Origin of the sequence: Neorhizobium phenanthreniclasticum, from assembly GCF_040066075.1 — a bacterium.
Lineage (GTDB): Bacteria > Pseudomonadota > Alphaproteobacteria > Rhizobiales > Rhizobiaceae > Neorhizobium > Neorhizobium petrolearium.
This window is the reverse complement of record NZ_JBEAAL010000024.1, coordinates 35036-58252: the sequence shown is the minus strand read 5'-3', so window position 1 is coordinate 58252 and position 23217 is coordinate 35036. Positions and strand designations below refer to the sequence as shown.

Genomic DNA, 23217 nt, shown 5'->3' with positions numbered 1-23217 from the left:
GTTGTTCCCAGTTCTTAATGGTCCTGCAGTATTTTGCGCTGACGTCTTCGCTATTTGAATGATTGGTGGATGCGGACTATATGAGAAGGTGCAACAAACATTTAAACGGCAATTGCGGGTTAAGATGGGCTCTAACGACTTTATAACACTCTTTTTCCTTGTCGCCGCTGTTCTGATCTTCCTGCAACTGCGCAGTGTGCTCGGCCGGCGGACAGGAAACGAGAAGCCGCCACTCGATCCCTATAGCTCCCGTGATGCTGCGAAGAATTCGAACGGCGACGACAGCAAGGTCGTGACCTTGCCGGGCCGCAATTCCGAGGTTGATGAGCAGCGTTATGCCGATATCGATGCCGTCGCCAAACCGGATACCCCGCTCAACACTGCGCTCAGGGAACTGCTGAGGGTTGATCCTTCCTTTCGTCCGCGCGACTTCCTGAATGGCGTCCGTATGGCATATGAGATGATTGTCATGGCCTTCGCGGATGGCGATCGGAAGACGTTGAAAGGTCTCCTCTCCAAAGAGGTTTATGATGGCTTCGACACCGCGATCTCTGAACGGGAAGCCAGGGGTGAAGTGGTGAAATCCACTTTTGTCGGAATCGACAAGGCGGATATCACGCATACGGCGGTCAAGGATTCCGAAGCGCAGGTCACGGTCCGTATCGTCAGCCAGTTGATCTCCGCCACCTACGACAAGGCCGGCACGCTGATCGAGGGCGATCAGGAAACGGTCGCCGAGGTCACCGACATCTGGACTTTCGCACGTGATATCCGCTCCCGCGATCCGAACTGGAAGCTGGTTGCCACCGAATCCGAACAATGACAGGCGTTTTTGCGGATTATACGCTCCGGCCGCTATCCTTTTCAGATCTGCCCGGATGGGAAGAGGACGATCCGACCTCGCTCTTTGCCGGCATGCGGGCCTGCCTCGATCATATCCGCAAGGTCAAACCCTATCGCACCGGCGCACTGGGCCTGACAGCCGATGATCTGGCGAGGTTTCTGGAAAAGGCCGGCGAAAGTCCGTCGGATGCCGACTCCGCACGTGCTTTTTTCGAGACCCATTGCACTCCGTTCCTGATTTCTCGCCTGGATGGCGGGCGCGGCTTCGTCACGGCTTTCTACGAGCCGGAGATCGAGGTCTCGGGCGCCCGTGATGAAACCTGGGCCTATCCCTTCTATTACCGTCCCGACGACCTGATCGATCTCGATGATGCGAGTCGTCCGGCGAGTATGGACTCCGGCTACATGTTCGGGCAGCGAACAGCGGAAGGCGTCGTACCCTATCCGGATCGCGCGGAGATCGATGGTGGTTTTCTCGAAGGCCGCGGTCTCGAAATCGCCTATGCGAAGTCGAAGGTCGACGTCTTCTTCGCTCATGTGCAGGGCGCGGCGCGGTTGAAATACCCCGGCGGAAGGGTCGAACGCATCACTTATGCCGCCAAGGCGGGCCATCCCTTCTCGCCGATCGGCAAGCTGCTGATCGATCGTGGCGAAATCGATCCCGCGGAAATTTCCATGCAGAGCATTCGCGCCTGGCTGGCTCGGAATCCGGCTAAGGTTGACGAGGTTCTCTGGCATAACCGCTCCTATATCTTCTTCCGGAAGGCGGAAGTGTCCGAACCGTCGCTGGGTCCTGTAGCCGCCGCCAAGGTGCCGCTGATCGCGGGACGATCGCTCGCGGTCGACAGGCAGATCCATACCTTCGGCTTTCCCTTCTTCATCCGCTCCGAAACGCTGACGCACATGGACGGCGGAAAGCCGTTCGCGCGGTTGATGTTGGCGCTCGATACCGGCTCGGCAATCGTCGGCCCGGCCCGCGGCGATATCTTCACCGGCTCGGGGTTTGAAGCTGGTGAATTGGCGGGAGCGGTGCGCAATGATGCGGATTTCTATATTCTCGTCCCGAAGGCGGCTTCTGTCAGGTTTGTTGGATGAAGGGCGGTCGGAAACTCGATCCGGAAGAACGGATTCTCTGGGGCAGGGTGGCGAAAACCGCCAACGCGCTGCCCGGCCGGATGAAGGAGATTCTCGAATTCGAAGAGAAGGAAGCGGCAAGGCTCGCCGAGGAGGAGACTGTCAGGCCGAAGCCTACGCCGGTGCCGGAAAACCAGGCTGTTGAGAGCGCCGCCGCGCGATCGAGAAGATCCAACATCCATCATCCTCTCGAAAAGCCGGTGAAGAAAAAGCTTGCCAAGGGCCGCCTGCCGATCGAGGCACGTCTTGACCTCCACGGTCTTTTTCAGGACGAGGCGCATGACCTGCTGCTCGATTTCCTCCTGCGGGCGCATGAGCGGGGCCTCCGCCACGTCCTCGTCATCACCGGCAAGGGCCGCTCGATGGGAAGCGAAGGGGTACTCCGCCGTGCCGTGCCGCTGTGGTTTTCGAAAGCGGAATTCCGGTTCCTGATTTCGTCCTATGAATGGGCGGCGCGCCATCACGGCGGCGAAGGCGCCATGTATGTCCGGCTCTCGCGGGGCCGGGGGGCCTATGGAGGGGAGCGCGAATGACGCCCTTCGGCCAGGCATTGCGCGAACTGCGCCGGCGCAAGGGTGTCACCCAGCGTGACCTTGCTGAGGCGATCGGCGTGACGCCAGCCTACCTCTCGGCCCTGGAGCACGGTCGGCGCGGCAGACCGACCTTCGAGCTCCTGCAGCGGATTGCCGGCTACTTCAACGTTATCTGGGATGAAGCGGAGGAGCTTTTTTTGCTGGCAGAGGCCTCTCATCCGAAGGTCGTGCTGGATACGTCGGGCCTTCCGGCGCCCTATACGGCCTTTGCGAATCGCCTTGCGCAACAGATTCGCACTTTGCCGCCGGACGTGATAGAGAATATGGACACGCTGCTGAGGAAAACCCCCCGCCCGGATTGACTTCTGGCACGCATCCACGGCTTTCGTCCCTGCCAACCTTTAGAAACCGCCCCGATTTCCCTATATTTCAGGGTGGAAAGGCCGGTGATTCGCTCAACCGGCATCTCAAACGAACTGGAAGATATTTGATGACCGATACACCCGTCAGCGAGAATGGCGCGAGTGCCGAATATGGTGCCGATTCGATCAAGGTTCTCAAAGGCCTCGATGCCGTCCGCAAGCGTCCCGGCATGTATATCGGCGACACCGACGATGGCTCCGGCCTGCATCACATGGTCTATGAGGTCGTCGACAACGCGATCGACGAAGCGCTGGCCGGCCATGCGGATCTGGTGACCGTTACCCTCAATCCGGATGGTTCCGTCAGCGTGACCGACAACGGACGAGGCATCCCCACCGCCATCCATTCGGGGGAGGGCGTTTCCGCGGCCGAGGTCATCATGACCCAGCTCCATGCGGGTGGCAAGTTCGACCAGAATTCCTACAAGGTCTCCGGCGGCCTGCATGGCGTCGGCGTCTCGGTCGTGAACGCGCTTTCCACCTGGCTGAAGCTGCGCATCCGCCGCGACGGCAAGGTCCACGAGATTTCCTTCACCCATGGCGTCGCCGATGCGCCGCTCAAGGTCGTGGGGGAATATGAGGGCCGGCCCGGCACTGAGGTCACCTTCCTGGCAAGCCCCCAGACCTTCACGATGACCGAGTATGATTACAACACGCTCGAACATCGTCTGCGCGAACTGGCCTTCCTGAATTCGGGCGTCCGAATCCGGCTCACGGACAAGCGCAAGCCGGATATCAGGGAAGAGGAGATGATCTATGACGGCGGCCTCGAGGCTTTCGTCCGATATCTCGACCGCGCCAAGAAGCCACTCGTCGACAAACCCGTCGCCATCAAGGGCGAGAAGGACGGCATTACCGTCGAGGTCGCGATGTGGTGGAACGACAGCTACCACGAGAACGTGCTCTGCTTCACCAACAACATCCCGCAGCGGGATGGCGGCACCCATATGGCCGGGTTCCGCGGAGCCTTGACGCGTCAGGTGACGTCCTACGCGGATAGCTCCGGCATCACCAAGAAGGAAAAGGTGACGCTGCAGGGCGAAGATTGCCGCGAGGGCCTGACGGCGGTTCTTTCGGTCAAGGTGCCGGACCCGAAATTCTCGTCGCAGACCAAGGACAAGCTCGTTTCGTCGGAAGTCCGGCCGGTGGTCGAAAGCCTCGTCAACGAGGCGCTGAGCACCTGGTTCGAGGAACATCCCACCGAAGCCAAGATCCTCGTCGGCAAGGTGGTCGAGGCGGCCGTCGCCCGCGAGGCGGCCCGCAAGGCGCGCGAACTCACCCGCCGCAAGGGCGTTCTCGACATTGCCTCTCTGCCCGGCAAGCTTGCCGACTGCTCGGAGCGCGATCCGGCCAAGTCCGAGGTTTTTCTCGTCGAGGGCGATTCCGCTGGTGGTTCCGCCAAGCAGGGGCGTTCGCGGGAAAATCAGGCGATCCTGCCGCTGCGCGGCAAGATTCTCAATGTCGAGCGCGCCCGCTTCGACAAGATGCTGTCGAGCCAGGAGATCGGCACGCTGATCACCGCGCTCGGCACCTCGATCGGCAAGGATGAGTTCAACGCCGACAAGCTGCGCTACCACAAGATCATCATCATGACGGACGCGGATGTCGACGGCGCCCATATCCGCACGCTGCTTCTGACCTTTTTCTTCCGCCAGATGCCGGAGTTGATCGAGCGCGGCCATATCTATATCGCCCAGCCGCCGCTCTATAAGGTGACCCGCGGCAAGTCGATCCAGTACCTGAAGGACGAAAAGGCTTTCGAGGAATATCTGATCGGCATGGGCCTGGAGGAAGCGACGCTGAAGCTCGGCTCGGGCGAGGTGCGCGCCGGCCAGGATCTGCGGGAAGTCATCCAGGATGCGCTCAGGCTGCGTTCGCTGACCGACGGCCTGCATTCACGCTACAATCGGTCGATCATCGAACAGGCGGCGATTGCCGGTGCATTGAACCCGGAACTCACCGACAACCGCGAGCGCGCCCGGCAGACTGCCGACGAGGTCGCCCGCAGGCTCGACATGATCGCCGAGGAAACCGAACGCGGCTGGTCCGGCCATGTGACGGATGAGGGCGGCCTGCGCTTCGAGCGCATGGTGCGCGGTGTAAGGGAGATAGCGGTCCTGGACGTGGCCCTGATCGGTTCGGCCGATGCCCGCCATATCGACCAGATGACGACGCGTCTGCAGGACATCTATCGCACGCCGCCGGTTCTCGGCCGCAAGGACGGTGAGCAGGAAATCTCCGGCCCGCGGGCGCTTCTCGACGCAATCTTCGCGGCGGGCCGCAAGGGCCTGTCGATGCAGCGCTATAAGGGGCTGGGCGAAATGAACGCCGAACAGCTCTGGGAAACCACGCTCGATCCGAACGTCCGCTCGCTGCTGCAGGTGAAGGTGAACGATGCGACCGATGCCGATGGCCTCTTCTCGCGCCTGATGGGCGACGAAGTGGAGCCGCGCCGCGAGTTCATCCAGGACAACGCGCTGAACGTCGCCAACCTCGATATCTGACCCATCCGGTGTCGCAATCAAAAAAGCGGCGGCCCCTGCGGTCTGCCGTTTTTTATTGTCCAGCTCGAAAATGTTTCACGTGAATCTTTCCTGTGGATAGGGGATTCACGTGAAACAAGGCGACGCTCTCCCTGGTCGCCGCGTCTCCGCCGTCATGGTTCTCCGGTAAATTTCCCCTCGAAGGCGATTTCGGAAACCGGCTTGCGCTTGCTCGGGAACTCCCGTTCGGCGAGATCGTCGGGCAGGGTGCTTCTGTCTGCCATCCGGCCGATCGCCGCGGCTGCTTCCACGCGGTACCCTTCCGGAATTCCAAGCACCTCGCCCGCCTTCTCTTTGTCGAAACCCTCCATGCCGTGGGCGTGATAGCCGAGCTTCATGGCCTGGCAGATGACCGAGAACCAAGCGGCGCCCGTGTCGTAGGAATGGGTATAGGCGAGCCGCCGCTCCCCATCCTTCGAGATCCGGTAGGTCTTCGAGATCACGATCATCAGCGCTGCGGCATTCTTCGCCCAGCGCTGGTTGCCGGGGCTCAGGATATCGACGAGGACCGGGAAGGAAGGCGTGCCGCGCAGAGCGTAGACGAAACGCCAGGGCTGGTTGTTGCCGGAAGACGGCGCCCAATGTGCAGCATCGAGGATCGTCAGCATCGTTTCCTGTGTGATCGTCTCGTCGGTGAAAGCGCGCGGCGACCAGCGGTCCAAGAAGAAGGCATCGATCGGAAATTCCGATTCGCGGGTATTGCTGCTGGTCATGGTATCCTCTGAATTTTCACAGTTGAGTTTGCGGTAAGGCAGAAAGAATAGACCGATTGGCCTCGCTGGCAACCAGCTGTCGCGCCGCAAAACAGGGTGACAAGCCGCGCGACTTAATCCATAAAGCGGCTTGTCTGACAACCGGAGGAGATTCCTTGAAACTGATGCGCATTGGCGAGCCGGGCCATGAAAAGCCGGCAATTCTCGACAGCAAGGGCAAAATCCGCGATCTTTCCGGCCATGTTGCCGATATTGCCGGTGCGGCGATTTCCCCGGAAGGGCTGAAGAAAATTGCCGCGCTCGATCCCGAAAGCCTGCCGGAATTGCAGCCGGCCCGCATCGGCCCCTGCGTCGCCGGCACCGGCAAGTTCATCTGCATCGGCCTCAACTATTCCGACCATGCGTCCGAGACCGGCGCCACAGTCCCGCCGGAGCCGATCATCTTCATGAAGGCGACGTCGGCGATCTGCGGACCGAACGACGATGTGCTCATCCCGCGTGGCTCGGTAAAGACCGATTGGGAAGTCGAGCTTGGCGTTGTCATCGGCAAGACCGCGAAATATGTCTCCGAGGCAGACGCGCTTGATTACGTAGCCGGCTACTGCCTGACGAACGACGTGTCCGAGCGGGCCTTCCAGGCCGAGCGCGCCGGCCAGTGGACGAAGGGCAAGTCCTGCGACACTTTTGGCCCGATCGGCCCCTGGCTTGTCACGAAGGACGAAGTCGCCGATCCGCAGAAGCTCGGCATGTGGCTGAAGGTCAACGGCGAAACCATGCAGAACGGTTCATCGAGGACGATGGTCTACGGCGTCCGTTATCTCGTCTCCTATCTGAGCCAGTTCATGTCGCTGCATCCCGGCGACATCATCTCCACCGGCACCCCGCCGGGCGTTGGCCTCGGCATGAAGCCGCCGCTTTTCCTCAAGGCCGGCGATGTCGTCGAGCTCGGGATCGATGGCCTCGGCACTCAGCGCCAGACCTTCGTCGCTGACGATTAAGTGATCGCCGGACTCGTGTCATGGCGGACACGAGTCCTTTACCAGTCTTGGGAGGCGGAACCTTAAGGCTTACCTGCCATTATAGGTCATCAACGAGCAGTCCGCGGATGATCCGCGGTCCCGCTTTCCAATGGCAAAACCCGCCGGTATCCCTTCTTCATGTTGCACCGCGATAAAAAACCGTTAATTTGTCTCGGCCCTGCTGCTGAACCGATCGGTTCGATGTTTTTGCTGAACGCCGTCGAAAATCACGAGAGGTGGCACATCCATGTTCTATCAGTTTTATGAGATGAACCATGCCGCCATGGTACCGTTCCGGGCCGCGGCGGATGCCATGCGTTTCTTCTATTCCAACCCGCTCAACCCGCTTTCCCAGACGACGGTCGGACGGACGCTTTCCGCCAGCCTCGAAGTCTTCGAACGTGTGACCCGTCGATATGGCAAACCGGCATTCGGGCTTCCGCAAACGGTGGTGGACGGCCGAAAGGTTGGGGTGACCGAGGAGATCGTCTGGGAAAAACCCTTCTGCAATCTCTTGCATTTCCGCCGCGATCTGCCGGCAGATCGGTCGGAGGACCAGAAGATCCTCGTTGTCGCACCCATGTCCGGCCACTATGCGACGCTGTTGCGCGGCACGGTTGAAGCGCTTCTGCCGCATGCGGATATCTATATCACCGACTGGATCGACGCCCGCACGGTGCCGCTGACGGAAGGCCATTTCGATCTGGACGACTATATCGATTATGTCATCGAGATGCTGCATGCTATCGGGCCTGGCGCGCATGTCATCGGCGTCTGCCAGCCCTCGGTCCCGGTCCTGGCCGCCGTCGCCGTGATGGAATCGCAGCGGGATTCGATGCTGCCGGCGTCCATGACCCTGATGGGTGGTCCGATCGACACCCGCATCAACCCGACTGCCGTCAACAAGCTGGCGGAAGAGCACCCGATCGAATGGTTCCGCGACAACGTCATCATGAATGTGCCCTGGCCGCAGTCGGGCTTCATGCGCCGCGTCTACCCCGGCTTCCTGCAATTGTCGGGCTTCATGTCTATGAACCTCGACCGCCACCTGATCGCCCACAAGGAATTTTTCCAGCATCTCGTCAAGAACGACGGCGAATCGGCGGAAAGGCACCGCGATTTCTACGACGAATACCTGGCGGTCATGGATCTGACGGAGGAATTCTATCTCCAGACCGTCGACACCGTCTTCATCAAGCACTCGCTGCCGAAAGGCGAGATGATGCATCGGATCACTCCGGTCGATACGAAAGCGATCCGTAATGTCGCGTTGCTGACCATCGAGGGTGAGAACGACGACATTTCCGGCCTCGGCCAGACGAAGGCGGCGCATGCGATCTGCCCGAACATTCCCGAAGACATGCGCATGCACTACATGCAGCCGGATGTCGGCCACTACGGCGTCTTCAACGGCTCGCGTTTCCGCCGCGAGATCGCGCCGCGCATCGTGGCTTTCGCGCAGAAACATGCAAGGGCGCCGGGAAAAAGGACGCCGGTAAAGCGGGTCATCCGGGGCGGCAAGGCGGTCTGAATTCGCTCCCTTCCGATTTCCCTCTTATATTTCAGCAACTTCTTGGATTTAATGTTCCGTCTTCTTGAAGGCGGAACATGGGCTCACCAAATCGGATTCAGTCGGGCTGGCATGTGGCCACCCGCTGAAACCATCAGGTGTGACCTATGAACCAGTCAGCATTGATTCGTCCGGATTGGACGCCGGCCACCATCGCTCTCATGGTGCTCGGTTTCGTGGTCTTCTGGCCTCTGGGCCTGGCCATGCTTGCCTACATCCTCTTCGGGGAAAGGCTGGGCGGTTTCAAGCGCGATGCGAATGACCGCGCTGACCGCATGTTCGCCGGCTGCCGTCGGGCTGGCCGTCGCTACAATACGCATTTTACCACCGGCAATGTCGCGTTCGACGACTGGCGCAAGGCCGAGCTTGAGCGGATCGAGGAAGAACGCCGCAAGCTGGACGAGATGCGCGAGGAATTCGACAATTATGTCCGCGAGCTTCGCCGCGCCAAGGACCAGGAGGAATTCGACCGCTTCATGCGCGAACGCAGGAACAATTCTTCCGGCCCCGGCCAGAATCCGGTCGTGGACCTCTGATCGCGCGGTTGGATTCACGTGAAACAGTCGAAGCTGCCACCCAAAAGGGGGTAGCGGTTTGCGGCAACGACATGCGATGAAACCAGGAACAGCCGGCGTCTCGCACGCCGGCTTTTTTATGCAAGGGAATCGGCTAAAACGTAAGAATGTTCGCGCTTCTGAAAAAACCTGTCCGTTTGAAGTCGAGACCGCTCGAAACGGTGAAGCGCACCCTGCATGTCGGCGACCGGGCGATGCCGCTGACGATCCGGGAGAACCGGCGCGCCACCCGGATCACGCTAAGGATCGAGCCCGGTGGAAGGGCGCTCAATCTCACCGTGCCGGCCGGTTTGCGCAAGCACGAGATTGACGATTTCCTCGACCGGCATCAGGGCTGGCTGCTTACTAGGCTCGCCAAATTTTCGACCGAGAACCCGGTCCGCCATGGCGGCCGTATTTCCTTCCGTGGCGTGTCCCATCGTATCGAGCATACCGGAACCTTGCGCGGCCTCACTGAAGCCGTGACGGTCGATGGTGAGCCGATACTGAAGGTGAGTGGTCTGGAAGATCACATGGGCCGGCGGCTTTCGGCTTTCTTCAAGAAGGAGGCGCGCAAGGACATGGAAGTTCTGGTCGCCCGCCATGCGGCAGCGATCCGCAAACCGGTCAAATCGGTCAGCATGAAGGATACCCGCAGCCGTTGGGGATCCTGCTCCTGGGATGGAAACCTGAGCTTTTCCTGGCGCATCGTCATGGCGCCGCCGCTGGTCATCGATTACCTAGCAGCCCATGAAGTGGCGCATCTGAAGGAGATGAATCACGGGCCGAAATTCTGGGCGCTGTGCAAGGAGCTCTGCCCGCGCATGGAAGAGGCCCGCAAATGGCTGAAGCAGCACGGCTCGCAGCTTCATGCAATCGATTTCGAGTAGTGAGAAGCGGTCGGGCGTAGCCCGAGCAATCGATCCGGTGAATCGATTGTAGCGCCGAACGCACTGAGCCTTAGCGAAGGGCCGAAGCGGTTGCCTCGCCTTCCGGCCTCATCCAGCGCCTGCCGGGTAGAACGGTTTCTTGTTTGGGGAAGCCGGTGCGCTCCCCCCTTGAGGGGGAGATGCCCGGCAGGGCAGAGGGGGGTATGGCGAGGCAAATCAAAGCCTTGGCAAAAATCGACAAGAAAAATCACTCCCGTTCATCCCCGCCCTCGCGCCTTGTGCCTACAATCTTCGCGTTCCGTTTCGGCTACACCGGTTCAAGCATCGCCGGCGAGATGGGACCGGTGCCCTTTCGGCCTGCCGTTGATGCAGTCGGGTTGTCAGGGGCTGCGCAGAAAATGGTTCCCCTCTCGCCTCAAGGCGGGGCGTGCGTGTGTCGCACACAACCCAGTATGGCATCTGCAAGGACGTAAGACCATATCGCCGCAGAGGAACCGGAGTTGCGCAGCACAAGAACACTGAACGGGACACGTCGCGTGTCACCTATAAAAACTTAAATCGAGGCACCCGACGTGTCCCGGCAGAACTTGAAATTCCCAGATCGCCAAGGGGGGAATCCGTCTCTTGTCATTCTTGTACCGGGCTAGACCCGATGAGAGACTCGAGAACCCGAAACGCTCGATTTGGCTCGACTCTTGACGCATTTCGTGTCACTCCGCGCATCATGAAACCTGATATCAAGATTTGCGGTCTGAAGACCCCGGAGGCTGTCGATCGTGCCGTGGCGCGGGGGGCGACCCATATCGGCTTCATCTTCTTTCGCAAGAGCCCGCGCAATATCGAGCCGGACATCGCCGGTGAGCTAGCCGACCGTGTCCGCGGCCGGGTGAAGATCGTCGCGGTTACGGTCGATGCCGATGACGAGGAACTGGACGACATCGTTTCGCTGCTGAGGCCTGATATCCTTCAGTTCCACGGCCATGAAAGCCCCGAACGTATCCTGCATGCGAAGGCCCTCTACGGCCTGCCGGTCATGAAGGTCTTTTCGGTGAGGGAAGCCGCCGATCTCGACAGGGTCGGACCGTTCATCGGCGTTGCCGACCGTTTTCTTTTCGATGCCAAGGCGCCTGCGGGCTCCGAACTGCCGGGCGGCAATGGCGTCTCCTTCGACTGGAGCCTGATGGCTTCCCTTGACGAGAGCGTGGATTACATGCTTTCGGGAGGTTTGAACAAGGATAATGTCGCTCTCGCGCTCGCCTCGACGCGGGCAAGCGGTATCGATGCTTCGTCCGGGGTGGAATGCGCACCGGGCGTCAAGGATCCTGGAATGATTGATGCGTTTTTCGACGCCGTCGCGGAAGCCCGGCTTCAAAAGGCGCGCAGGGAGTAGAAAGTGAACCAGACGCCATTACCCAATTCGTTCCGATCCGGCCCCGATGAGGATGGCCGTTTCGGCATTTTCGGCGGACGATTCGTTGCCGAAACCCTGATGCCACTGATCCTGGACCTGCAGGGCGAATGGGAAAAGGCGAAGAACGATCCGGCCTTCCAGCAGGAACTGGCCGAACTTGGCGCCCATTATATCGGCCGTCCGAGTCCGCTCTATTTCGCCGAGCGCCTGACCGAGCATCTCGGCGGCGCGAAGATCTATTTCAAGCGCGAGGAGCTGAACCACACCGGTTCGCACAAGATCAACAACTGCATCGGACAGATCCTGCTTGCCAAGCGCATGGGCAAGACGCGCATCATTGCTGAGACTGGCGCCGGCCAGCACGGCGTGGCTTCTGCAACGGTCTGTGCGCGTTTCGGCTTTCCCTGCGTCGTCTATATGGGCGCCACCGACGTCGAACGCCAGGCGCCGAACGTCTTCCGCATGAAGCTTCTCGGCGCCGAGGTGAAGCCGGTGACTGCCGGACACGGCACGCTGAAGGACGCCATGAACGAGGCGCTGCGCGACTGGGTCACCAATGTGGAGGACACCTATTATCTGATCGGTACCGCAGCCGGCCCGCATCCCTATCCGGAAATGGTTCGCGATTTTCAGGCGGTCATCGGCAGGGAAGCCCGGGAGCAGATTCTCGAAGCCGAGGGCAGGCTGCCCGATCTTGTTGTCGCTGCCGTTGGCGGTGGTTCGAATGCGATCGGCATCTTCCATCCGTTCCTGGATGATGAAGGTGTCCAGATCGTCGGTGTGGAAGCCGGTGGCCGAGGTCTTGAAGGCGTCGAACATTGCGCTTCCATCACGGCCGGCAGCCCGGGCGTTCTGCATGGCAACCGGACCTATCTCCTGCAGAATGGCGACGGACAGATTCTCGAGGGTCATTCCATCTCGGCCGGGCTCGACTATCCGGGCATCGGTCCCGAGCATAGCTGGTTGCACGATATCGGCCGCGTCGAATATGTGCCGATCATGGACCAGGAAGCGCTCGATGCCTTCCAGGTGCTGACTCGCCTCGAAGGCATCATCCCGGCACTCGAACCGAGCCATGCGATCGCCGAAGTGATCAAGCGTGCGCCGAAGATGCGCAAGGACCAGATCATCGTCATGAATCTCTCCGGTCGCGGCGACAAGGACATCTTCACCGTCGGCAAGATCCTTGGCATGGAGCTTTGATATGACCGCTCGTATGGACAACCGTTTCGCGGCCCTCAAGGCTGAAGGCCGCCCCGCCCTGATCACCTATTTCATGGGCGGCGACCCGGATTTCGAAACCTCGCTCGCCATTATGAAGGCGCTGCCTGCCGCCGGCGCCGATATCATTGAGCTCGGCATGCCTTTTTCCGACCCGATGGCCGATGGTCCGGCGATCCAGATGGCCGGTCAGCGCGCGCTGAAGGGCGGACAGACGCTTGCCAAGACGCTCGATCTTGCGCGAAAGTTTCGCGAGGCCGATAATGAAACGCCGATCGTCATGATGGGCTATTATAACCCGATCTACGTCTACGGCGTTGACCGGTTCCTCGATGACGCGCTCGCCGCCGGCATCGATGGCCTGATCGTCGTCGATCTGCCGCCGGAGATGGATGATGAACTCTGCATCCCGGCGCTGAAAAAGGGTGTCAATTTCATCCGCCTTGCGACGCCGACCACCGACGACAAGCGTTTGCCGACGGTCCTGAAGAACACGTCCGGTTTCGTCTATTACGTGTCGATGACCGGCATCACGGGCTCGTCCCTGCCGGATCCGTCGCTGATCTCCGGTGCCGTGAACCGCATTAAGGCTCACACGAATCTGCCGGTCTGCGTCGGCTTCGGCGTCAAGACGGCCGATCATGCCAAGGCGATCGGTGCGGCAGCCGATGGCGTTGTCGTGGGTACGGCGATCGTGGCGCAGATCGCCGGTAGCCTTACCAAGGACGGCAAGGCCGGCCCGGATACCGTCGCCTCCGTCGCGACGCTGGTGCGGGGTCTTGCGACCGGCGTACGTGCAGCACGCCTTGTTGCTGCCGAATAATCCGCCCACATTAGGTTCGAATTCCAACAGGAGTACGCCCAAGTGAACTGGCTCACCAATTACGTCCGGCCGCGCATAAACTCCATGCTGGGCCGTCGCGAGGTTCCGGAAAATCTCTGGATCAAGTGCCCGGAAACCGGCGAGATGGTCTTTCACAAGGACCTGGAAGAAAACAAATGGGTTATTCCAGCCTCCGGCTTCCACATGAAGATGCCGGCCAAGGCGCGGCTCGCCGATCTTTTCGACGGCGGCGTCTATGAATCGCTGCCGCAGCCGAAGGTTGCCCAGGATCCGCTGAAGTTCCGCGATTCGAAGAAATATGTCGATCGCCTGAAGGACAGCCGTCTGAAGACCGAGCAGGAAGACACGATCCTTGCCGGTATCGGCCAGGTCCAGGGCCTGAAGCTGGTTGCCGTCGTGCACGAGTTCAATTTCATCGGCGGCTCGCTGGGCATGGCGGCCGGCGAGGCGATCGTCAAGGCCTGCGAGCGGGCTTTGGCGGAAAAGTGCCCGCTGGTCATCTTCCCTGCCTCGGGCGGCGCGCGCATGCAGGAAGGCATCCTGTCGCTGATGCAGCTTCCTCGCACCACGGTTGCCGTCGACATGCTGAAGGAAGCGGGTCTGCCTTATATCGTCGTGCTGACCAACCCGACCACGGGGGGTGTCACCGCCTCCTATGCCATGCTGGGCGATGTCCATATCGCTGAACCTGGCGCAGAGATCGGCTTTGCCGGAAAACGCGTCATCGAGCAGACACTTCGTGAAAAGCTTCCCGAGGGTTTCCAGACGTCGGAATACCTGCTCGAACACGGCATGGTCGATATGGTGGTGAAACGCCACGATATCCCGGCAACGCTTGCCAAGCTTCTGAAGATGCTGACAAAACAGCCGGTCCAGGATGCGCTTCCGGTGCCCGTTGCGGTCAGCGCCTGATCGCCGGGGAATTGATCGGGACTATCGAAGGGCCGGAGCGGCGGTATGACTATCATGAACGAGGCCGCGGTGAGCGAAGCCGAAAAGGAAATCGAGCACTTGATGACCCTTCATCCGAAGGGTTTCGACATGTCGCTGGACCGGATCACCCGACTCTTGGAGGTTCTCGGTAATCCGCATCTCAAGCTGCCGCCGGTCATCCATATCGCCGGCACGAACGGCAAGGGGTCCGCGACGGCCTTCTGCCGGGCGCTGCTCGAAGCCGGTGGCTATTCGGTGCACGTCGATACGTCGCCGCATCTGGTCAACTGGCACGAGCGTTATCGGATCGGCGTGAAGGGCGGCCGGGGTCAGCTCGTGTCGGATGCTGATCTCGCCGATGCGCTGCGCCGTGTCGGAAAGGCGAATGCCGGCCAGCAGATCACCGTCTTCGAGATTCTGACGGCGGTGAGCTTTCTCCTCTTCTCCGAAAAGCCGGCTGATGCCGTTATCCTCGAAGTCGGCATGGGCGGGCGTTTCGACTCCACCAATGTCGTCCCGAACCCTGCCGTCTCGGTCATCATGCCGATTGCACTCGACCACCAGGCTTATCTTGGGGACAGAGTTGAATTGATCGCGGCGGAAAAGGCCGGCATCATGAAGCGTGGCCGGCCGGTCGTCGTCGGCTACCAGGAATTCGAGGCGGCGCGCGACGTTCTTGTGTCGACCGCTGAACGGCTCGGCTGTCCGGCTTCCGTCTACGGTCAGGATTTTACCGCCCACGAGGAGTTCGGCCGGCTGGTCTATCAGGACGAGTTCGGACTTGCCGACCTGCCTCTCCCGAAACTGCCCGGCCGGCATCAATATGCCAATGCGGCGGCGGCGATCCGTGCGGTCAAGGCGGCGGGCTTCACCGTTACCGATGCAATCATGGAAAAGGCCATGACCACCGTCGAATGGCCGGCTCGTCTGCAGAAGCTGACCGAAGGCGACCTGCTGCGGCATGCGCCTGAAGGATCGGAAATCTGGATCGACGGCGGCCACAATCCCTCTGGCGGCGAGGTGATCGCCGAGGCCATGGTGGCCTTCGAAGAGCGCCAGCCACGGCCGCTCTATATCATCGCCGGCATGATCAACACCAAGGACCCGGTGGGTTACTTCCGCGCCTTTACCGACATCGCCGAACATGTCTTCACGGCACGGATTCGCGGCAGCGATGCGGCTTTGGATCCGGTTGTTCTGGCGCATTCGGCCTATGATGCGGGCCTGGTCGCCGAGCCGGCCGGCTCGATCGTGGAAGCGCTGCAGGAGATCACCCGCCGCCAGGTGCCGGGCAGTCCGCCGCCGCGCATTCTGATCGGAGGTTCGCTTTATTTCGCCGGCAATGCATTGGCTGATAACGGCACGCCGCCGACCTGATCCCTCAGGGATAGGCAATAAAAAAAACCGGCTGCAGGGAGACAGCCGGTTTTTCATGAGGTCACTGCACTTTACAGCTTAAGCGGCGCTGGAAATCCAGGCCGAAAGGGCGGTTTTCGGAGCGGCGCCAACCTTGATGTCGGCGACTTCGCCACCCTTGAACATGGCGAGCGTCGGGATCGACCGCACGCCAAACTGGGCAGCCAGCTCAGGATTTTCATCGATATTCAGCTTGGCAACCTTGACCTTGCCGGCAAGCTCGGTGGCGATTTCCTCAAGGCTCGGGGCGATCATCTTGCACGGACCGCACCATTCGGCCCAGAAATCCACGATGACCGGCTCGGCAGAGTCAAGGACTTCGGCCTGGAAATTGCTGTTATCGACTTTCACGGTAGCCATAGGGCTCTCCTTCACGATTCTCTGTTGAACCAAATGTGAGACGCGCGCTCAAAATTTTCAATGGCCGTCATCTCACTTTGTTTTGAGTTCCGCAAGCGAGCGCGACAGAAGGTCCGGCGGCAGCGAGATCATCATAGCCGATTCGGTATAGACCAGCATGCATTCAAAGGTCTTGTCGGGATAAAGCGGTTTCAGGATCTCGCGGTAGATGGCAAGCTGGGCGCGGTGCGCAAGCGGCACCTCGTCCAGCCCTTTCGGCGGCACACGGTTGGTCTTGTAGTCGAGGATGATGACTTCGGTTTCAGTTACCACCAGCCGGTCGATCCGGCCGGAAATCGCGTAATCCTTCCCCTCGAGCGTCAGCGTTCCCATGATCGAGACTTCCGACTGACTTCGTTCGGAAAAGATCGGTCCGAGTTCTTCATGCGCAAGCACGGGCATGACGGAGGCGACGAGACTCTCCCGCTCCGTCGCCGGCCAGAAGCGGGCGGCTCGCTCCGCATAGCGCCGTGCGGCCGACTCCCGCTCATGCCGAGGGAAATCCGTCAGCATCTGCAGCATGCGATGGACGAGTTTTCCTTTCTGCAGTGCAAGCCCGGCCTTTTCCCTCTCGCTGAACAGCGGCGACGTGACGATAAGGTCGTCCGCCTCGTCATCGATCATTGTACCGGCCCCGGACGGGCTCAAGGGCCTCGGCAGCATTTTTTGAGCCGGCACGGGGCGGAAGAGGATTGGCGGCAAAGGTTGCTTCTTGCCTGAAGTGGTTTCCTTTTCCTCCGCCTTGGCGACGCGGCTGGAGGATGCGGGGAGCCGCCACTTGAAGCCGCTCCATTCCCCATCCGGGCCGGTAAATTGCGCGGGGCTGCAATGCTGCTCGTCAGCCGAAAGTGCCGTGGAGATCATCGACTGCCAGGTGCCCGGATTTTCCCGGCTGCCCCTGTAGCCGCAGACGATCAGCCGGTCGGCAGCCCGCGTCATACCCACATAAAGCAGCCGGCGATATTCCTCCTCCGTCGCTGTCCTGATCCGCTCGTCATCGGCTGTCGTAAGGGAGTTGCTGATTGTTTTCCCCGGCACCCAGGCCGGCACCTCCCCATTGCCGGTCCGTAGCAGGCGAAATTTCGGCACGTGCGAGGAGATAAAGGCTTTCGAGCCGCTGTCCACCAGGAAGACGACAGGTGCTTCCAGCCCCTTGGAAGCATGCACGGTCATGATTCGTACTTCGTTGCGGCCGCCGTCCTGCTCGCGTTTTACCTCCGGAGATTCGAGTTCCAGCGTCGAGATGAAGGCTTGCAGGCCGGGCAGGCCACTGGTCTCGTGGTCAAGCGCGAAGGTCAGGAACTCGTCGAGGATATCGCCAGCCTCGGTGCCGAGCCGGCCAAGGAATTTCCGACGTCCGCCATATTGGCCGAGAATCCGGGCAAAGAGATCGTGCGGGCTGAGTTGCTGCGAAAGAGCAAGCAGATGACGCAGCCCGTCTGACGCTTCGCGAAAACGCAACGGTTGTTCATCGGCGAGCCGGTTGATCTGGTCCCACGCGCCAGTCCCGTCCGACCGAAGCGCTGCGACTTCAAAGACGTCTTCTTCCGAGAGATTGAAGAGCGGGCTTTTCAGGAGCGCCGCGAGCGAAAGGTCGTCCTGCGGCAGAAGCAGGAAGCGTCCGAGCGCCAGAAGATCCTGCACGGCGATATGGCTGGTCAGCCGCAACCGGTCGGCACCGGCGACCGGAATGTTGTCACGGCGCTTCAGCGCCCGGGTCAGCGCATTGACGAAAGCATCGCGTTTGCGGACCAGAACGAGGATGTCGCCGGGCTCGATCGGCCGTTCGACGCCCTTTTCGATGATCGTCTCCCTGCCGATCATCTCACCGATCCGATTGGCGATCCGGCTTGCGAGAATCGCGGATGGCGCCTTGTCCGGTGTCGAATCAAAGGGAGCCGTCCAGTCTTCCTCCTGTTCGGAAACTTCCGGCACCACTACGTCCCAAAGATCCACCGCGCCGGGATGGCCGATGCGATTGGACCGGTGCTGCACTGGCTCGCCAAGCGCGCTGAGACCCTTGGCGTTTTCTTCCAGCGAGAACACCTGATCGACGGCGGCAAGCACATCGGCCGTGGAGCGAAAGGAGAGCGGCAGTCGAACCGAATGGAACGGTTGTCCGCTCGCCGTCACCCGTTTTTCCGTTTCGCCGCGTTCTTCCGCAAATCGCTCCGGCCGCGCACCCTGGAACGAGTAGATCGACTGTTTTTCGTCGCCGACGGCAAAAATGGTGCGGCGTGTTTCCCGGGCGCTTGCGCCCGAATAGAAGTCTTCCGCGAGCGACTTGATCACCGTCCACTGGATAGGACTTGTGTCCTGTGCCTCGTCGACGAGGATGTGGTCGATGCCCTGATCGAGCTTGTAATGCACCCAGGCGCCGACGCCGTCACGGGTGAGCAGGTCGGCAGTGCGAGCGATCAGGTCCTCGAAGTCGAGCAGGCTGCGTTGCTTTTTCAGATCCTCGTAATCGCCGTTCAGCCGCTCGGCCAGCGTCAGCGCCCCCTTGGTGGCGGAAAGCATGCGCGCGATTCGCAGCCGGTCGCGGCAGGCCACGACATGGGTGCGGGCGCAGTCGATCGCGTTTGCAAGTTCCGGCGCGGTCGTCACCATCGCCTTTGCAACAAGCGAACTGTCCGCTTTCGGCTTGCCCTCGCGCGTCAGAAAGATCTGGTCGAGATATTGGACGCGTTTGAAGACGTCCGGCTCCCTGGTGGCCATCCGAAGGCCATAGGCGACCTCGGTCACTTTCTGACCGCCCTTCTGATCCGCGAGCGCCAGATAGAGGTCGAGTGTCAGGCCGGAAAGGCCGGGCAGCGGCCAGTAGCCGGCTGCGATGCTCTCCTCCGTATCGGCCGGATCGAGCCCGAAGGCGCGCTTCAGTTCGAGGCCGATGCCGCCCTGCCGTTCGGCTTGCGCTATGAAGCGGCGGATCGCCGTGCGGTTGGCGATGATGTCGGACAGCAGGGTTTCGAGGCCGAACTCATCGCCGAGATCGAGTACATGGGCGAAGGCCTCCGCCAGTTCCGGATCGTCTTCCGCGGATGTGGCGGTCAGAAGCGAACGCCGGGCTTCGGCGAGCAGGGCGGAGGCAGCACGATCGTCGAGAACGGAAAAATGCCCGGCGACATTGGCTTCCAGCGGAAACTGATGCAGCAGCGCCTCGCAGAAGGCGTGGATTGTCTGAATCTTCAGGCCGCCCGGCGTCTCCAGCGCCTTGGCGAACAGCCGTCGCGCCTCGGCAAGCTTGAGCGAATCCGGCTCAATGCCCTCAATACCGGCGATCCTTTTTCCGAGCTCGTCGTCGGAGAGCACCGTCCATTCGGAAAGCCGCTGGAAGACACGGTTCGACATTTCTGACGCCGCGGCCTTGGTATAGGTGAGGCAGAGGATTGAGGAAGGGCGGCAGCCGGAGAGCAGCAGCCGGATGACACGCTGGGTCAGCACATGCGTCTTGCCGGAGCCGGCATTGGCGGAGACCCAGGCGGAGCTCACCGGATCGGATGCGAGCGATTGCTGCACCGTCGTCCAGTCGATCCATTTGATCGGATCGTCGTCTTCGGGGAGAAGGTCACTCATCCGTTTCTGCCTCCCCGTCATCGTCCGCCGTCGACCATTCCGCCACGCGCGCAAGATGATCATATTCCCCGCCGAAATCGCCCTGCATGAAGGGGATCAGGCGCGATGCGAAGCCGGCTTCGCCGTTCCGCAGCGTGATGACGAAACGGGTGAGCTGTTCGAGCGATTCCTGGGCAAGATCGAGCGCCGATTTTGGCTGGCGCCTGGCGTTCGCGGAGGAGTCCTCATTGTTGACCTTGTCCTCGCGGAACCGATCGCCGGGCCGAAGCCGGACGTAGAGCAGCCGGTCGGGCGTGAGCGGCCCGACATCCTTGAACGCACCGGCCTTCAGGGCCGCCGCTTCCAGCGCAAGTTGCGGATCGAGAAGCGCTCGGGCCTGTGAGACGGAGGGGCTGAGGCCGGTCTTGTAATCGACGAGATCGGCGAGGCCCGAGCCCTTGATGTCGATCCGGTCGGCTATGCCGGTGATGCGGATGCCGGCGGGCTCCAGCTCCCAGCCGGCGCCGGCCTCGGTCAGCGTCCTGCGGATATCCGGCGCGCGTTCTGCTTCCCAATCGAGGAAGGCTCGCGAGACTTCGAGGAAGCGCGGCCGCCAGACGCGGTCGATATGCGGCGGCAACTGTTCGGCATCGAAAAGTTCGTGGGCGATCCGCAGCATCGCCTCCCTTGCAGCCGGCGAACCGGGCCTGTGGCCTTCGCGCGTGTAGCGGTCGATGATCGCGTGATAGAGCGTGCCACGTTCCGAAGCGCCGGGGTCCCGGTTGAACGGGCCCAGCGGGTCGAGTTTCAGGATACGTCTGGCATAGACGGAATAGGGATCGCGGCGCAACCGCCCAACTTCGCTGAAGGAGTAGCGTTTCGGCTGCAGTTCGGCTGGCGGCCTCGGGGCGGGGCGCTTGGCGCCGGGCTGGTTCTCGCCCGCGTCGATCGCGGAGGCCCAGTGGCGGTAATCGTCGCCGCGCGCCTTCAATTCGTCGGCGAACGGCTTGCCGCCGAGCGCCAGCAGCCTTTGCAGCCAGCGCGAGGCGACGGTCGGTGTCGCGCCCTGCCGCGATGAGCGCGACAGGATGAGGTTCCGGGTTCCGCAGGCCATCTGGAAATCATGGGCGAGCTGGCCGATCCGCCGCTCGGGCGGTTCGAGGCCGATGTCGATTTTCATCGTGCGCGAGAGGAAGGGATTGTTGACTGTCTGGCCAGGCCAGGAGCCTTCGTTCAGTCCCCCGAGGATCATCGTGTCGACGCTCTGCAGCCGTGCTTCCAGCGTGCCGAAGATGAAGACGCGCGGATGACTGAGAGAACGGGGTTTCACCGCCTCGCCCGTCGTCAGTGCCATGACGATGTCGATCCACTGCGGACCGTCGGCCTCCATCTGCCCGTCAGTCTCGATGACTTCCGAAAGTAGCCCGGCCAGTCTTTCGCCGGCTTCACCGGACCAGAGGCCGGCCAGATTTTCGCGTTCGTCGATTGCGATCGCCTCAAGCGCACGGCCGGTTCTCGTTGCCCATTCGGCCAGTGCAAGCTTGGTGGTTAGGCCGCGGCCATCGGGCGGGCGGCGCACGAAGGCCGAGGCGAGCGGTTCGACGGCCTTTGCCAGCCGCCGGGCGAGATCGCGCGCCTTGTCCGCCGCGCCTTCCGGTAGCGACAGCCGCCAATGCGGCGGGTGCCTGTCGTTCCGTTGTTCCGCAAGCTGCTCTTCCAGGAGAGGTTCCAGTGCCGAGATATCCATGTCGCCGGTGCCGCCGCGTAGCGCCAGCATTTCCAGGGCCTCGATCGCCGAGCGCAATTCCTCGGCCGGAAAGCCGAGCCGGACGAGCGGATGCTTGATGAGCCCGACGATCGCAACTGGGTCGCCCGGCCTCAGCGCCGCTTCGAGGAGAAGCTGGATTAATGTGCCCTGCTGTGTGCCGGAAAGCGGAGAGCCCGCAGAATCATCGGCTATGATGCCGAACCGGGAAAGCTCGGCGGTGACGCGGCGGGCCAGCGCCCGGTCGGGCGTGATCAACGCTGCCTGGCTTTCACCGCCCTCCCGGCCCGGCTGTTCCAGCGCGAGGCGCAAAGCGATCGCGATCGCGACCGCTTCCTCGCGTTCGTTGGCCGCCTCGATCAGCGAAACGTCCGCAAAGGCTTCCCGCAAGAGAATCTGGTCGGTGGATTCCCGCCAGATGTTCCAGTGATCGGTGGCCTTGGCGGGCGCGAGTGCCTGGGAAATGGTCGTGGTCCGGAAATCGAGATCGTCCGGAATGTTGCCGAGGATGCCCACGTCCTCCCGTACCATGCCGAGCTTCTTCAGGAGCCGTGACAGGCCGAACTGTGGATGGCTTCGGCTTGCTGGTTCAATCTTTCCATCAGGAGCTTCCTCGCCGATCATCGCCCATTGGTTCGCCGGCATGGAAAGATCGAGCCCGGGCAGCACGACGGTACCGTTCGGCAGGCGGGAAATGGCGGCGATCAGGTCGGCCGCGGCCGGTACCGAACCGGTCGAGCCGGCAACGATCACCGGCCCCATGTGGTCCTTTTCCAGGATGCGGCGGGCCTCGCCGCGCAGGATTGCCGCCTGGTGTCTTGCCGGCGAGGAACGTTTGAGCTCTTCCAGCCGCGATGGCCAGAAGGCGCTCGCGATCGAAAGAAACTCGGCGGTGAGCTGCCACCAGAGCGCATGTTGGCCGGTGTCGAGCGTCTTGAGATCGGCCCAGTCGCGCTCCTCTGTCTCGATGGAATCGATGAGTTCGGCAAGCGCCCGGGCGAGCCAGATGGCATCCGCCGGGCTGGCAGGCGCGATGAGCGGCGATTGCGAATGCACGTCGAGAACGATCTTCGGCAACTGGTTGCGCCAGGCAAGGATCAGCCGGCCGAGTTCCAGGAGCCGTGCGGTGCCGCCGATCGGTAGGGCAAGGTCCATTTCTTCCGGAGCCACGAGATCGAAATAGCCGCTGTCGTCATCCGTTTCGCCGAGTGGCCGGATGACCGGCAGGATGGCCGAGTGGCCACCGAGCAGATCGACGAATTCCGAGCGTAGCACGCGGGCCGAACGGCGCGTCGGCACGAAGATCGTCACGTCGGCGAGTGAGAGCGGGTCGGAGGGATTATATCGAAAGCCGTCCGTCAGCCGACCGTCGCAAAGCGAGGCGGCGACGGTCTTCAGAAACGGCGCCGCGGGGGGGATCGTGAAGATGCGTGGCTGATGCCGCCCCGTCAT

At 61.5% G+C, this 23217-nt stretch carries 18 protein-coding genes; 14 read left to right on the top strand and 4 right to left on the bottom strand.

Going from position 1 to position 23217, the window contains the following annotated elements; all coding sequences use genetic code 11:
* Positions 1-124: 124 nt before the first annotated feature.
* The 5 genes from ABK249_RS24970 (at position 125) to gyrB (ending at position 5436) form a co-directional block, all read left to right on the top strand.
* Positions 125-823: a Tim44/TimA family putative adaptor protein gene (locus tag ABK249_RS24970; RefSeq protein ID WP_037154000.1), complete on the top strand. Its 699-nt coding sequence runs from the start codon at positions 125-127 to the stop codon at positions 821-823.
* Positions 820-1938: a murein transglycosylase A gene (mltA, locus tag ABK249_RS24965; protein ID WP_227704632.1), complete on the top strand. Its 1119-nt coding sequence runs from the start codon at positions 820-822 to the stop codon at positions 1936-1938. The genes ABK249_RS24970 and mltA overlap by 4 nt, the downstream gene beginning before the upstream one ends.
* On the top strand, positions 1935-2510 hold the full coding sequence (locus tag ABK249_RS24960; protein WP_227704633.1) for a Smr/MutS family protein: 576 nt from the start codon (positions 1935-1937) through the stop codon (positions 2508-2510). The genes mltA and ABK249_RS24960 overlap by 4 nt, the downstream gene beginning before the upstream one ends.
* The gene (locus tag ABK249_RS24955; RefSeq protein WP_037153992.1) at positions 2507-2872 is read left to right on the top strand and encodes a helix-turn-helix domain-containing protein; all 366 of its coding nucleotides are present in this window, start codon (positions 2507-2509) and stop codon (positions 2870-2872) included. Before ABK249_RS24960 ends, ABK249_RS24955 begins: the two co-directional genes overlap by 4 nt.
* A gap of 128 nt (positions 2873-3000) precedes the next feature.
* Complete coding sequence (gene gyrB, locus ABK249_RS24950) at positions 3001-5436, top strand: DNA topoisomerase (ATP-hydrolyzing) subunit B (RefSeq protein ID WP_348864331.1); 2436 nt, start codon at positions 3001-3003, stop codon at positions 5434-5436.
* A gap of 152 nt (positions 5437-5588) precedes the next feature.
* On the opposite strand, the gene ABK249_RS24945 is transcribed toward gyrB, so the two are convergent.
* On the bottom strand, positions 5589-6188 hold the full coding sequence (locus ABK249_RS24945; protein WP_037153986.1) for a nitroreductase family protein: 600 nt from the start codon (positions 6186-6188) through the stop codon (positions 5589-5591).
* A 155-nt stretch (positions 6189-6343) separates the two neighbouring features.
* On the opposite strand from ABK249_RS24945, the gene ABK249_RS24940 reads away from it, so the two are divergent.
* The 9 genes from ABK249_RS24940 to ABK249_RS24900 all read left to right on the top strand — a co-directional run bounded on the left by ABK249_RS24940 (position 6344) and on the right by ABK249_RS24900 (position 16007).
* Positions 6344-7186, top strand: coding sequence for a fumarylacetoacetate hydrolase family protein (locus tag ABK249_RS24940; RefSeq protein ID WP_348864330.1), 843 nt, complete (start codon positions 6344-6346; stop codon positions 7184-7186).
* 268 nt (positions 7187-7454) lie between these two features.
* Positions 7455-8738, top strand: coding sequence for a polyhydroxyalkanoate depolymerase (locus tag ABK249_RS24935; RefSeq protein WP_348864329.1), 1284 nt, complete (start codon positions 7455-7457; stop codon positions 8736-8738).
* A 146-nt stretch (positions 8739-8884) separates the two neighbouring features.
* On the top strand, positions 8885-9313 hold the full coding sequence (locus ABK249_RS24930; protein ID WP_348864328.1) for a DUF2852 domain-containing protein: 429 nt from the start codon (positions 8885-8887) through the stop codon (positions 9311-9313).
* A 146-nt stretch (positions 9314-9459) separates the two neighbouring features.
* The gene (locus ABK249_RS24925; RefSeq protein WP_037153972.1) at positions 9460-10221 is read left to right on the top strand and encodes a M48 family metallopeptidase; all 762 of its coding nucleotides are present in this window, start codon (positions 9460-9462) and stop codon (positions 10219-10221) included.
* 724 nt (positions 10222-10945) lie between these two features.
* On the top strand, positions 10946-11611 hold the full coding sequence (locus tag ABK249_RS24920; RefSeq protein WP_037153969.1) for a phosphoribosylanthranilate isomerase: 666 nt from the start codon (positions 10946-10948) through the stop codon (positions 11609-11611).
* Between the two features lie 3 nt (positions 11612-11614).
* Complete coding sequence (trpB, locus tag ABK249_RS24915) at positions 11615-12835, top strand: tryptophan synthase subunit beta (protein ID WP_037153966.1); 1221 nt, start codon at positions 11615-11617, stop codon at positions 12833-12835.
* A 1-nt stretch (position 12836) separates the two neighbouring features.
* A complete protein-coding gene (gene trpA / locus ABK249_RS24910; protein ID WP_037153963.1) occupies positions 12837-13676 on the top strand; it encodes a tryptophan synthase subunit alpha in 840 nt (279 codons plus the stop codon).
* A gap of 42 nt (positions 13677-13718) precedes the next feature.
* Positions 13719-14609, top strand: coding sequence for an acetyl-CoA carboxylase, carboxyltransferase subunit beta (gene accD, locus ABK249_RS24905; protein WP_348864327.1), 891 nt, complete (start codon positions 13719-13721; stop codon positions 14607-14609).
* Between the two features lie 45 nt (positions 14610-14654).
* Positions 14655-16007 (top strand): bifunctional folylpolyglutamate synthase/dihydrofolate synthase, encoded by a 1353-nt coding sequence (locus ABK249_RS24900; protein WP_037153957.1) that lies wholly within the window; start codon positions 14655-14657, stop codon positions 16005-16007.
* 78 nt (positions 16008-16085) lie between these two features.
* Here ABK249_RS24900 and trxA read toward each other — a convergent pair whose 3' ends face one another.
* From trxA to addB, 3 genes are all read right to left on the bottom strand, one after another.
* A complete protein-coding gene (trxA, locus tag ABK249_RS24895; RefSeq protein ID WP_037153955.1) occupies positions 16086-16406 on the bottom strand; it encodes a thioredoxin in 321 nt (106 codons plus the stop codon).
* Between the two features lie 72 nt (positions 16407-16478).
* Positions 16479-20021 carry a double-strand break repair helicase AddA gene (addA, locus tag ABK249_RS24890; protein ID WP_348864326.1) on the bottom strand — a complete coding sequence of 1181 codons (3543 nt, stop codon included), beginning with the start codon at positions 20019-20021 and terminating at the stop codon, positions 16479-16481.
* Positions 20014-23217 carry a double-strand break repair protein AddB gene (gene addB / locus ABK249_RS24885; RefSeq protein WP_037153950.1) on the bottom strand — a complete coding sequence of 1068 codons (3204 nt, stop codon included), beginning with the start codon at positions 23215-23217 and terminating at the stop codon, positions 20014-20016. The genes addA and addB overlap by 8 nt, the downstream gene beginning before the upstream one ends.